Source organism: Desulfosporosinus meridiei DSM 13257, assembly GCF_000231385.2.
Taxonomy (GTDB): Bacteria; Bacillota; Desulfitobacteriia; order Desulfitobacteriales; family Desulfitobacteriaceae; genus Desulfosporosinus; species Desulfosporosinus meridiei.
The window spans coordinates 2,591,688-2,604,404 of record NC_018515.1 but is presented as its reverse complement, the minus strand read 5'-3'; the positions used below and the strand labels follow the sequence as shown (position 1 = coordinate 2,604,404).

General features: G+C 43.7%; 9 protein-coding genes. All 9 read left to right on the top strand.

The annotated features are described in order from the left end of the window. The first annotated feature begins 30 nt into the window (after positions 1–30). Positions 31–1,293, top strand: coding sequence for a D-alanyl-D-alanine carboxypeptidase family protein (locus tag DESMER_RS11945; RefSeq protein WP_014903307.1), 1,263 nt, complete (start codon positions 31–33; stop codon positions 1,291–1,293). Between the two features lie 150 nt (positions 1,294–1,443). Further along, positions 1,444–2,778: a tRNA (N6-isopentenyl adenosine(37)-C2)-methylthiotransferase MiaB gene (gene miaB / locus DESMER_RS11940; protein WP_014903306.1), complete on the top strand. Its 1,335-nt coding sequence runs from the start codon at positions 1,444–1,446 to the stop codon at positions 2,776–2,778. A 76-nt stretch (positions 2,779–2,854) separates the two neighbouring features. After that, positions 2,855–3,283: a YlbF/YmcA family competence regulator gene (locus DESMER_RS11935; RefSeq protein ID WP_014903305.1), complete on the top strand. Its 429-nt coding sequence runs from the start codon at positions 2,855–2,857 to the stop codon at positions 3,281–3,283. A 144-nt stretch (positions 3,284–3,427) separates the two neighbouring features. Further along, positions 3,428–5,980: a DNA mismatch repair protein MutS gene (gene mutS / locus DESMER_RS11930; RefSeq protein ID WP_014903304.1), complete on the top strand. Its 2,553-nt coding sequence runs from the start codon at positions 3,428–3,430 to the stop codon at positions 5,978–5,980. 225 nt (positions 5,981–6,205) lie between these two features. Beyond that, positions 6,206–7,873, top strand: coding sequence for a hydantoinase/oxoprolinase family protein (locus tag DESMER_RS11925; protein ID WP_014903303.1), 1,668 nt, complete (start codon positions 6,206–6,208; stop codon positions 7,871–7,873). After that, positions 7,870–9,204, top strand: a complete 1,335-nt coding sequence (locus DESMER_RS11920; RefSeq protein WP_014903302.1) for a histone deacetylase family protein — start codon at positions 7,870–7,872, stop codon at positions 9,202–9,204. The genes DESMER_RS11925 and DESMER_RS11920 overlap by 4 nt, the downstream gene beginning before the upstream one ends. After that, complete coding sequence (gene mutL, locus DESMER_RS11915; protein ID WP_014903301.1) at positions 9,201–11,189, top strand: DNA mismatch repair endonuclease MutL; 1,989 nt, start codon at positions 9,201–9,203, stop codon at positions 11,187–11,189. Before DESMER_RS11920 ends, mutL begins: the two co-directional genes overlap by 4 nt. Before the next feature lie 57 nt (positions 11,190–11,246). After that, entirely contained in the window at positions 11,247–11,459 is a 213-nt protein-coding gene (locus tag DESMER_RS23605) for a hypothetical protein (RefSeq protein WP_148275285.1), read from the top strand. A gap of 311 nt (positions 11,460–11,770) precedes the next feature. Beyond that, entirely contained in the window at positions 11,771–12,712 is a 942-nt protein-coding gene (gene miaA, locus DESMER_RS11910) for a tRNA (adenosine(37)-N6)-dimethylallyltransferase MiaA (protein WP_014903300.1), read from the top strand. The last annotated feature ends 5 nt before the right edge of the window (positions 12,713–12,717 follow it).

Here is a 12,717-nt window from a genome sequence, read left to right as displayed (position 1 = left end):
TATTCAAAGCTGTTATAGGGGGAACACTTTTTGAGATTATTTAGATCGGTTTTTCTGGCATTATTCATAATAATTAGCTCCTCACCTGTTGCTTATGCTGAAAATACTCCTCCGCCAGATGTCCGTGGAGAAGGTGCTTATCTGATTGACGTATCATCTGGACAAACCCTTTTTGTGAAAAATCCTGATAAACAATTGGCTCCGGCAAGCACTACTAAAATAATGACTGGGCTTTTAGCCATTGAAAATGGAAATTTTGACGATATGGTGACGGTTAGTAAAACTATGTTAAATAATAAAGTGGTTTATGGTACTCAAATATACCTTGAACCCGGAGAACAAATACTCTTTAAAGATCTTCTCTATGCAACCTTGTTAAATTCTGCCAATGATGCTGCTGTTACCCTGGCTGAGTATGTAGGTAAGGACATAACCCACTTTGTGGAGATGATGAACCAGCGTGCCAGTGAAATTGGGGCAACTAATACACATTTTGTCAATCCAAGTGGTTTAACAGAAACAGGACATTTGACAACTGCTCATGATCTGGCCCTTATTGCCCGAGAGGCCTATCAAAATCCAATATTTGCGGAGTTCGTACGCACTAAGACCCAGCCTATCTCTAGATCGAAGACAGATGTCCCGGTCTTAATGGTTAATGAAAATAAGTTATTATGGAGAGACTCTTCGGTTGATGGCATTAAGACAGGTTATACTGCCGCTGCCCAAAATTGTCTTGTTGCCTCAGCCACTAAAGATGGACGTCAGCTGATTGGGGTAATTCTTAAGTCACCCGGGCGAGAAATCTATACAGATATGCAAAGTATGTTTGATTATGGCTTTACTCAGTTTAGCAATACGATAATCAAACCCGCTGGGGCAGTTATTTCATCAATTACTGTCAATACTGAACCTGTAGATCTTGTTCTCGATCAACCAATCTATTCAACCCAAAAGCTTAATGCTCCGGAAAATACTCTAAGTCTCCGTGTAACACCCTTATCGACAGACCCCTTAACATCCGTTGAAGAGGGACAAGTCCTTGCGCAAGTTGCGGTTTTGGAGGGGGAGAACCAAATAGATATTTTTCCTTTGAAAGCTGCTAAGTCAGTTCATCCTGAACCGGTTAAAGCATCCCTTACTGGATCTGTTTCAACCTTTTCGACTTGGATTATAGGAACATTGCTTCTTACCGGCGCTATATTTTTCTTGAATTATTTGTATAAGAAGCGACGAAAAACTCTTTATTGGCGAAGGCAGGTCAGGCGGTCGAGAAGAAGAGATGGGTTATAATGTGGCTTAGAGAAGGAATTATTATAAAATTGCCTGAGAAAGTGCATAATATCTCTTGCAACTAGCTATATAATCAGGCACTCAAGATTCGAACAGCAATCTTAAACTAAGAGCATAATTTTAATAGTGGGATTTGGAGTTGAACATTACTTGGAAAAAGAAAAAAAAGTAGTTACTTTAGCCTATGGCTGCCAGATGTCAGAACGTGATGCTGAGACCTTAAAACAAATAACCCGCCAAGAAGGCTACACCAGTTCAGATGATCTTGCCAGTGCGGATCTAGTGATAATAAATACCTGTTGTGTAAGAGAAAGTGCCGAGAACAAAATATTGGGAAAGATCGGAGAGCTAAAAAGGCTGAAAGAAAAGAATCCCAACTTGAAAATTGCCATTAGTGGATGCATGGTTCAACAACCGGGTGCTTTAGAGAAACTCCAAAAACGGGCCCCCCATATAGATATTTGGACAGGAACCCATAATCTTCATGAGTTTTCTGCTCTATTGCATAAAGCGGAGCAAGGAGAAAAAGCAGCGGAAGTATGGAAAGAACCCCAAAAAACCTTAGAATCAACTCCCCTCGCTGAAAAAGGCAAGCTTCAGGCAAATGTTAATATTATGTATGGCTGTAATAACTTTTGCTCCTATTGTATTGTCCCCCATGTCCGGGGCCGAGAGAGAAGTCGTAAACCTGAAGAAATAATTCAAGAAATTAAAGACCTGGTGGCTAGTGGATGTCGGGAGGTTACCTTACTTGGGCAAAATGTTAACTCCTATGGTAAGGAGTTTTCGCCCCAGTATGATTTCGCCGATTTGCTGCGGGACGTTGATCAGATCCCAGGACTTTTGAGGGTACGCTTCATCACTTCTCATCCTAAAGATTTGTCAGACAAGCTAATCTCCGTCGTTGCTTCAGGAGAGAAACTTTGCGAACACTTTCATCTTCCCATCCAATCAGGGAGTAATTTTATATTGGAACGCATGAATCGGAAATATACCAGGGAATACTACCTCAGTAGAATCAGTAAGATACGTGAACTCTTGCCTCAGGCGAGCTTGACCACGGACATAATTGTTGGTTTTCCCGGGGAATCTGAGACGGACTTTGAACAAACCTTAGAAATTATGAATTTAATCCAGTATAGTCATGCCTTTACGTTTATGTATTCAAAACGTTCAGGAACACTTGCCGCCGATATGGAAGATCAAATTTCTCTCGATATCAAAAAGCGCAGGTTACAGAGATTAATGAGTGTTCAAAACGCTCAGAGTCTGGAATGGCGCCAACGTATGCTAGGGAAAACCTACGAGATATTGGTCGAAGGTCCGAGCAAAACAAATCTTGAGCGTTTTACCGGTCGAACTCGCGGAAACGAACTAGTTGTTTTTAAAGGTAATGCCGACATTATTGGTTCTTTAGTAAATATTCAAATTACTGAAGCTGCAACTTGGACACTGGTTGGAGAAATTGTAAACCCAGAAATGTAGAATTTGTTTGAGAATGCATAATATAAGCAGGAATCATACTATTCTATGTAGAATGTAATATGAGGAGGTGTGATACATGACAAATGAAATAATCGAACATGCTCGACTCTTAGCTGACGCTATTGCGCGAAGCTCCGTACTTGCTGAATTGCACAGTAAGGAAGATGTAATGGCTGCTGATCCTTCAGCACAACAATTGATTGCAGAATTACAGAAAGCTCAGGAACATTTCATGGAAGTTCAACAAAATGGGGCAGAGCCTTCTGAAGCTGATAAAATTGCGGTTGACGAAATCGAAGCTAAAGTTCAGGCCAATGACGCCATTGCAGCTTATATGGATGCACAAGACAAATTCACAGAAATGTTGGATAGTGTTAATGCCATTCTAGCTGGTGCTATTGCGGGAGCGTCAGGAGGTTGTTCCTGCGGGGATGACAGTTGCGATCCCAGCGGATGTACTCCTGGAGGTTGCGGAAGTGCAGGCTGTGGTTGCGGAGGGATCTAATTCCCCTGAATATCGATCACAAAACTAACGAGAGGGAAGGGCTTTAATCTGAGCTCTTCCCTTTTGGGATTTATAAGGGTTACAGAATGATTAGCTGGCCCGATTTTTATGGATATAAACTGACTTAAAGGGGAGAAGACAATAATGACTACCCCCATGATGCTGCAATATCAGAGTATAAAAGAACAAGCTCCGGATGCGATTCTGTTTTTTCGATTAGGTGATTTTTACGAAATGTTTGGTGAAGATGCAGAAGTTGCAGCGCCTATTTTGCAAATCGCCTTGACGGGAAGAGATGCCGGGGATGGGAAAAAAGTTCCAATGTGTGGAATCCCTTATCATGCTGTAGAAAACTATTTAGTAAAGCTGGTTCGTTCAGGGCATAAAGTTGCTATTTGTGAACAAGTTGAAGATGCAAAGGCTTCCAAAGGGATTGTTAAACGAGATATAATTCGAATCGTATCTCCAGGTACACTGACAGAATCAGTTGCCGAAGGATCAAACCATTATTTAGCAAGTGTGTATTACTCTGAACAATGGGGGCTGGCCTTTCTGGATTTATCGACAGGTGAATTCACAGTTTTTCAAACTCCTCACCTGGATGTTTTGCTGGCCGAAATTGCTCGTATAAATCCTGCGGAGCTTCTCCTAACACCTGAACTCAGCAAAAACCCTAAGTCGTGGGTGCAATATTACTGTACTGTTCGTGAACAAACAACCTTTAAAACCCCAGCCATGCGGGAGCATTTCCATAGTCAAGAGGGATTATTCACAGAATTTCCAATTGCAGCCTTTGCTGCTACCGGTTTATGGAGCTATTTATTGGAGACTATGCCTGGGGTTGACCCTACTCATATTGTTGAAATCAAAACATACCGCTCTGAACGTTGGATGTTCCTTGATCAATGGACGCGACGAAATTTGGAGCTCACTGAATCCCTCAGAGGTATAGGAAAGAAGGGAACACTGCTTTCTGTTCTTGATGCCACTCATACTGCCTTCGGGGGTAGACTATTAAGGCATTGGATTGATAAGCCCTTGCTTAAGCAAGATGAGATAGAAGGACGTCTTAACTCCATAGAAGAACTAATTGCGGACGCTTTTCTTCGTAAAGATTTACAAAAACTTCTTTCAGAGGTCTATGACCTAGAGCGATTAATGGGAAAAGTATCTTACGGTACAGCTAATGCTAAAGATCTATTATTATTGACTCAAACCTTAGCTTTGCTTCCTGATATTTCCACAATCATAACTTCAAGCACCGCCGAAACGCTAAAAGTCAAAGTGCCTAAGCTAGATGGCCTAGGTTCATTTGTTGAGAATCTGCAGAAGGCGATTAATCCTAACCCACCATTATCTCTGCGAGAAGGAAATCTTATTAAGACCGGTTATTCGCAAGAAGTTGACGAATTACGGATAATTTCATCGGGTGGTAAGGAGTGGCTGGCCCAGTTAGAGAATGCGGAACGGGAACGCACCGGAATCCGCTCCCTAAAGATAGGGTATAATAAAGTCTTTGGTTACTATATCGAGATAACTCATGCCAATGCTCATCTTGTACCTGGGGATTATCAACGTAAGCAAACTTTGTCTAATGCGGAAAGATTTATTACTCCGGAACTTAAGGAATACGAGCTAAAAATTATTGGTGCCGAGGAAAAACTAAAAGACCTGGAATACGAACTTTTATTGGCCCTGCGAGAACAGGTGCGGGCAAATGCCAAAAAAATCATCAGTGTTGCTCAAGTCTTAGCAGAAATCGATGTTTTTGTCAGCTTAGCAGAAGTAGCTGTTAATAATCATTATGTTCGTCCCCAGATCAAGACGGATGGACAAATTCAGATAACGGAAGGTCGTCACCCGGTCGTTGAAAAAATGATTGAACAAGGCACCTTTGTTCCTAATGATACACTTATGTCCGAAAATCAACATTTAGCGCTCATCACCGGTCCTAATATGGCTGGTAAATCAACCTATATGAGGCAGGTGGCCTTAATTGTATTAATGGCTCACATTGGCTCCTTTGTCCCAGCGAAAAAGGCTAATATTGCCTTGGTTGATCGCATTTTTACTCGGGTAGGAGCATCGGATGACTTGGCGGCAGGTCAAAGTACATTCATGGTTGAGATGCATGAAGTAGCACACATTTTGAAATATGCCAGCAGAAATAGCTTAATCATCTTGGATGAAATCGGACGAGGAACTGCCACTTATGACGGGCTTAGTATTGCTTGGGCCGTCAGCGAGCATCTTGTGCAAAATCCTCAGTTTACCCCTAAGACTCTCTTTGCTACCCACTATCATGAGTTGACTCAGCTTCAGGATAACTTCCCCGGACTCGTTAACCTCCATGTTGGAGTTAAAGAGCGAGGAGAGGATATTGTATTTTTGCACAAAATCTTACCCGGTCGAGCAGACCGCAGTTATGGCATTCAAGTGGCCAGGCTGGCTGGCCTGCCTCAGGAACTAATTATTCGTGCTAAAGCCTTACTCTTAGAGCTGGAATCCTCTGAACCCGTACATGCTTCTGATAAGTCGGCAGAGGTTATTACTCAATTCTCCTTATTCGATGTTCCGAAAGTCCATCCGCTTCTGCAAGAGATTGAGAAGCTGCCTTTGGAAGATATGACTGCTCGTCAAGCCCTCCAATATCTCTTTGATTTGCGGGAGCGAATCCAATCGACAGAAATCTTGTAGGGTACTCGAGGTTTGAAATCTGAAAGGCGTAGTTTAAGGTAACCTGCGGATGTGGGATTTCTTAAAGGAAAATCGTAGGATGCAATATGGTGATGACCCAGTGCAGGTAAGGGTAAGGTGAACTTTCAAGTCCCGTAAAAGTAATGTTCAGGAAAACAGTTCGATAGTTCGTAGCAGGTTTGTGATCCTGCATTGAACTTCGAACACCGATAAAGGGGGTAACTTATGTTTAACCGAATAGGTATTGATGTGGGAGGAACTTATACTGATGCCGTTTATATTACCAATGGTCAGATCCAACACACTGCCAAGGTGCCCACACAGTCTGAAAACTTAGTCGAAACCCTTATGAACGCTTTTGACAACTTGAAAATCCAAGACGAACAAGAGATCAGCCAGATCACTGTAAGTACCACATTAGTTACCAACGCTATACTCCAGAACAGAATTCCTCCGGTTAAATTATTCTTATTCTCTGGGAATGGAATGAAAGTTGATGCACTTCCTTGGCCGGTTACTTACACTGAACTTAGCGGGGAAATGGATTATCGGGGCAGAGAAATCACGTCACCCGATCAAGAGGAATGGCAGAAACTAAACTTAGCCGATTTAGAGGATGATTACAGCCACGTAGCAATTGTGGGGAAGTTTTCCCACCGCAACTCTCTGCACGAAGAACAGTTGGCAGCTTATCTTAAAGAACATAATCCTTTGATAAGAATGGCCCTTGGTCATGAGTGGGGTCAGTCAAATTTTTATCGACGCAGTCTAACGACTTATCTTAATCTAGGTGTTTCTGACCTCTACCAACAATTTGTTCAACAACTGCAAGCTGCGGTTAGGGCCCGGAACATTCAAGCCCCTATTTTCATTTTAAAGGCGGATGGAGGAAGCTTACCTCTCGCCAAAATCCGACCCATCGATTCTATTTATTCCGGACCCGCAGCGAGTGTCCTGGCAGCCTTAACTCAAACCTCGCCTGATGAATCATCGATTATTGTTGATATTGGGGGCACCACGACAGATATTGGTCTGGCTTTATCAGGGGTTCCGCTCCTTAGTTCAAAAGGAGCTCGGATCGGTGAGTTTTCCACCCTTGTCCGCTCACTTGCCGTGCGATCTATTCCGGTAGGTGGAGACTCAGTTGTCCGCCTCAATGATCAAGGTGTTGTGCTGGAAAACTATCGACTGGGTTCGGCATATTGTCTGGGGGGGGCAAATCCGACCCCTACAGATGCCATGCGTTACCTGCAGCTGATTGATTATGGTGACCTAGGTCTGGCAGAAGAAGGACTGGGCTCTCTTTTACCATCGGAACAAAGAACTCCAGAGACTCTTGAGAAGCTAGCTCTAGACATCATCAATATCGTGGTTGAAAAAATAGCGAGAGCAGTGGATTCTCTCCAACGAGAATGGCAGGAAGAACCGGCCTACAAGGTTTGGGAAGTTCTTCATCCTCAGGAAAACAAAACTTTCCGGACTATCGTTAGTGGTGGGGGAGCAAGAGGAATTACTACGGCTCTGGGAATCAGACTTAAAACACCGGTACAGCTGGGGGTCTTTCCGGAAGTTTCCAATGCTCTGGGTGCAGCTCTCTCCAAACCCACCTTTGACTGTACTCTACATTTGGATACTTATATGAAACAGTATCGTGTGGAAGAGACAGGAGAACAAGGGAAGTGGATGGGTGCTCTCCGACCCCACCGTGAAGTGGAAGGCTTTATCGAAGCACTTGCTCAACAGCAAGCTGCAGACTATGGTATTGAAGTTCAGGACATGGAGAAGGAATCCTTTGATTTCTTTCCCATCGTTCAAAACTACCAAACTGTCGGTCAAATCGTCCGCGGGTCTGTACACGTTCGGCCCGGTGTAATCGGGAGGGTACAAGGATGAAAAGAACAGGAATATTGTTTTTCCCCGCTTTCGATTGGTCATTAGGTGACTCCCATCCGGAACGTGAAGAGCGTCTCCTCTATACCCAAGAACAGCTTTTTGAAGAAGGGATTCTTGATTTGCCTCAGATCAAGCAGTATTCCCCTCGAGTTGCTTCTCTAAAAGATGTCCTCAGAACTCAAGCCTTATTCCCGAATCCGGAAGCCCATAGGTCGGGTCTGGATCCTCATCTTATTTCGGCAGGCAGTTCACTTCTGCTGGGAGAAGCACAGGTGAAGGGTGAAATTCATAATGGCTTTGTAATGGCCCGCCCCCCCGGTCATCATTCCGGCGCTACAGTATGGGGTAATCGAGGGTTTTGTTCTCTTAACAACGAAGCTATTCTGGTCAACTATTTGAGAGCCGGTTTTGGAAAAAAGAAAATTGCAATTGTCGATACAGATGTCCATCATGGTGATGGAACTCAAGATATTTTCTATCATGATCCTAATGTCCTTTTTATTTCTCTCCATCAAGATGGGCGCACACTATATCCGGGAAGTGGTTTTGTCAATGAAAAGGGTGGTTTTAATGCCTGGGATCAGACTCTAAACATTCCTCTTCCACCGGGAACAGGGGATGAAGGCTACCATTACGTCTTGGAAAACTGGGTATTACCGCGTTTGCAGGCCTTTGCCCCGGATATTATTATTAATTCTGCCGGTCAGGATAACCATTTTACAGATCCCCTGGCTTCTATGAACTTGACAGCTGCAGGGTATGGTCGAATTACAGAACTTCTTCAGCCGGATTTAGCGGTCCTCGAAGGTGGATATTCCATTGAGGGGGCACTCCCTTATGTCAACTTGGCCATTTTACTGGCACTTGCCGGAGAGGACTATCATCATGTCCGGGAGCCGCAGAAAATAAAGCGCAATACTGTAACTTTGGCAGCCTTAAAACCCTATATTCAAGAACTTAAAAGACAGCAAGAAGCTGCTAAGCCCAGCCTAACCTTTCAGAGCAAGCCCTTTTTTCCTAGTGGAAACTGGATTTATAGCCCTCATTCCGTTTATTATGATACTGAGGGTTTTCAAGAGACAAGACATGATTACCTTCGTGAGTGCAGTGATTGTGGAGGAACAGTGTACATTGAGAGCAGAAAGTACACTGAAAAGTCAATATTAGTACGGATTCCATTTCAAGCCTGCTCAAGTTGTGAGCAAGCAGGCTATGACCTGTGGGAGCATCTCCAAAACTCTAAGGAAAGCTTTTCCTATGGATTTCTTCAGAATCAGCTTCACGATACACACTACGTTTGGAACAGGAAAGAAGGATTGAGGAAGTTTTGACACCGGTGATTCATATTCTTGATGCTCACTCAGCCAATCAAATTGCCGCAGGTGAAGTTGTAGAACGTCCTGCTTCAGTGGTTAAGGAACTAGTGGAAAACTCCATTGATGCCGGAGCAAAACATATTGATATTTCGATCGAAGGTAATGGTGTCCCCATGATACGAGTGCGGGATGATGGTTGTGGAATCGGAACAAAGGATTTACCTCTAGCTGTGATCCGTCATGCCACCTCTAAAATTACTACGATTGAAGATTTAGATCATCTAAAGACCTTGGGTTTCAGAGGGGAAGCTCTACCGAGTATCGCTTCCGTTTCCCGCCTGCAGATTTCTTCGCGTCCCGCCGATGAGGTAGCCGGGTTAAGCCTAACCCTGAACGATGCAGGGCAGGGGGAGTATGAAGAAATCGGATGCCCAATTGGTACAGCGGTTACCGTCCGAGATCTTTTCTTTAATACACCGGCTCGTTTGAAATTTTTAAAATCCACACCGACGGAATTCGGTCTGATCAGCGATACAATCGGGAGGATTGCTTTAGCTCACCCGGAAATCGCCTTTACCCTGACCCATCCAAGTCAGATTGTCCTGCAAACAACGGGACGTGGAGATTTACGAGAAGCAATAGCAGCAGTATTAGGACATTCAATTGCTCGCCAACTGATGCCAATCACAGCCCGGCATGAAAAGTGGCAGCTTGAAGGTTTTATCAGCCCTCCTAACTTAGTCCGTTCTTCTAAACAGTCTCAGTATTTTATGCTCAATGGACGAACCGTTCGCTCTTCCATCTTAAGTCGGGCACTGACAGAGGGATATCACACGTTAATTCCCGTCAAGCTTCACCCAATAGTTGTACTACATTTGACGGTTTCACCGGGGGATTATGACGTAAATGTTCATCCCACAAAAATGGATGTGCGCTTTAAGGAGGAACAAGGGCTATCTCAATTTATTAAAGAAGCAGTATATCATACTTTACTGAATAGCAAACCTTTACCTTCTATGCAAACTCAACCAACTCAGACTACTCAATCAAACATACCCACGCCTGTAAGTTTTTCAAGACCGGAATCTCTGGCTCGGCCTTTATCCTCCTATAGTGATTTAAAACTACGGGAATCTGAACCGCCGATTCCGCAGGTTATAAATTCTGGGCAATCAGTAAAATCCAATCAAACTAAAACTTATGAACAACCGAAAATTGATTTTCTTCATCAACTCCCTATCACTGAAAAAAAACTGAATTCTTTACCTCAGGAGACTATGCTTAGTCATGATAGCTTAAATAAAAAAAAGGTTGATCAAGCTCAGCCAATTGGAGCTGAATATCAAAAAGATGATCAAATTAAATCACTAAAAATTGAGAATCAAAAAGATATTATTTTAAATACGTCAGCTGGGGAATCCCTTAACCATATGTGGCCATTAACCCAACTTTTCAACACCTACATTCTGGCAACTGACGGTAAAGTTCTTATAATGATCGACCAACATGCTGCCCATGAGCGAATCAACTATGAGAGACTTCTCAAGGAGTTCAAAGCAGCAGATCAATTCAGTCAGACACTTTTAATTCCGATCCCTATGGAATTTACACTCCAGGAAGAACAAGTTCTTTTGGAAAATCTCTGGATTCTCAATGAAATGGGTTTTATAATTGAACAGTTCGGCTCTCGAACTTATTTACTGCGAGGGATACCAGTCCAAACAGGTTCATTTCAGGCCGATGAAATGCTCCGTCAGTTCATCGAAAATGTACTCATGAAGGACTCCCCGCCAACCTTTGATAAAATATTAGAGGAATGGATATATATGTTAGCCTGTAAGGAATCCATTAAGGCGCAAGATTCTTTGAACCTGCCGGAAATGGAGCAACTAATAGCAAGTTTAAGTCGGACTGAAAATCCCTATACTTGTCCCCATGGACGACCTACGATGGTTACTATGACACGCTCTGAACTTGAAAAACGCTTTTACCGAACTTAAGATTAATAGCGAAGGGGAAGAACTTGGCGTTATCTTGCTGTGCAGGGAGTTTAAAGTTTGTGGGCATTAGAACAAGGGTATACTACTCTGAGAAACTCATCCTGGGGAACAGGGGGGCAGTTCTTCTGTCTGTCTCTGGGGGAGCGCTTTTTAGCAGTGTTAACCCGTGCGAAGACAGTGTCTTCGTTCTGCACGCGTCTGCGAGTTCCGCCGCTGGCTCGCTGGACGGTTCGCGAGCGCGTCCGAACCTCTAGGTATTCCTGCATGTAAACCTGCGGTGCGCTACGGGGACGCGAACCGTCTGTGCTCGCCTTACCGCGGCTTCACTGACGCATCCGCTTTGCAGAAAAGCGCTCCTCCAGTCAGCTTGCTAGAAGTTTGCGCAGTACTTTGGGGGGGCTCTCGTAAGGCTTGAAGAATCCTTAGCATGTTAGAAAGACAGTATTAGTATTTCATCATCTGCGATGCCGCATCGGTATGGAAGGCTACTACTCTGTAAATCTTAGACACAAAAACAAGGCGGCTTCGATCCACAGAAGTGAACCTATTGTAAGAGTTACATTGGCATTGGAGATGGTTAGGTGTATCCACTTGTTATTATTATTGGCCCAACGGGTATTGGTAAGTCAGGCTTGGGGTTAGCTCTTGCTCAAAAAATTGGCGGAGAAATTATCTCGGGAGATTCTGTACAGGTTTATAAGAAGCTGGATATTGGTTCGGCTAAACCTACACCGGAAGAACTCCAACTCGTACCTCATCACCTGATTGATTTTCTGGATCCCGCAGAACCCTTCACTGCAGCTCAGTTTAAATTGTTAGCAACTCCTCTGATAGAGGAAATAAGAGGACGCGGACATTTTCCGATTATCGTGGGTGGAACGGGGCTTTATATTAGGTCCTTACTTGATCCCTATGACTTCTCAGAACACGGCAATGAGGAAATTCGGTTGAAGTGGAAGAAGTTTGCCGATTCCCATGGAAACTTGCTGCTCCATGAAGAACTTAATAAACGAGATCCCCAAACCGCCGAGCAACTTCATCCTAACGATGTCTTAAGAGTTACTCGAGCTCTTGAAATTTATGAATTGACAGGGAAACCTCAATCAAGTCAACGACAATTTAAGGATGATCAATACCAACCTTTGGATCCTTCGGTACTCTATCTTGGGCTGACTGCACCCCGCAGCCTTATTTATGAGCGAATTAATCAACGGTGCGTGGAAATGCTTTCTCAAGGTTTGTTAGAGGAGACTTTAAATCTTATTAAGGCTGGCTATCCTCCCACCTTGAAGCCATTACAGAGCATCGGCTACCGACACGCCATTTGGCATTTGAAGGGTCTAGTCACTCAGCCTGAAATGCTGCGACTGCTCCAGCGAGATACGCGGCATTTTGCCAAACGACAGCTAACCTGGTTTAACAGAGATCCTAGAATTAGTTGGCATGATATCCAGACGGACTTTAACCAACTACTAGAGTCTGTGGTTCAAGCTTGCAGAGCTCAACAATCTCGTGTAAAATAGATAAA

Excerpts from the sequence above, each read along its gene's own strand:
- DESMER_RS11935 (WP_014903305.1), top strand. The coding sequence starts at position 2,855 with ATGACAAATGAAATAATCGAACATGCTCGACTCTTAGCTGACGCTATT.
- mutS (WP_014903304.1), top strand. The coding sequence starts at position 3,428 with ATGACTACCCCCATGATGCTGCAATATCAGAGTATAAAAGAACAAGCT.
- DESMER_RS11925 (WP_014903303.1), top strand. The coding sequence starts at position 6,206 with ATGTTTAACCGAATAGGTATTGATGTGGGAGGAACTTATACTGATGCC.
- DESMER_RS11920 (WP_014903302.1), top strand. The coding sequence starts at position 7,870 with ATGAAAAGAACAGGAATATTGTTTTTCCCCGCTTTCGATTGGTCATTA.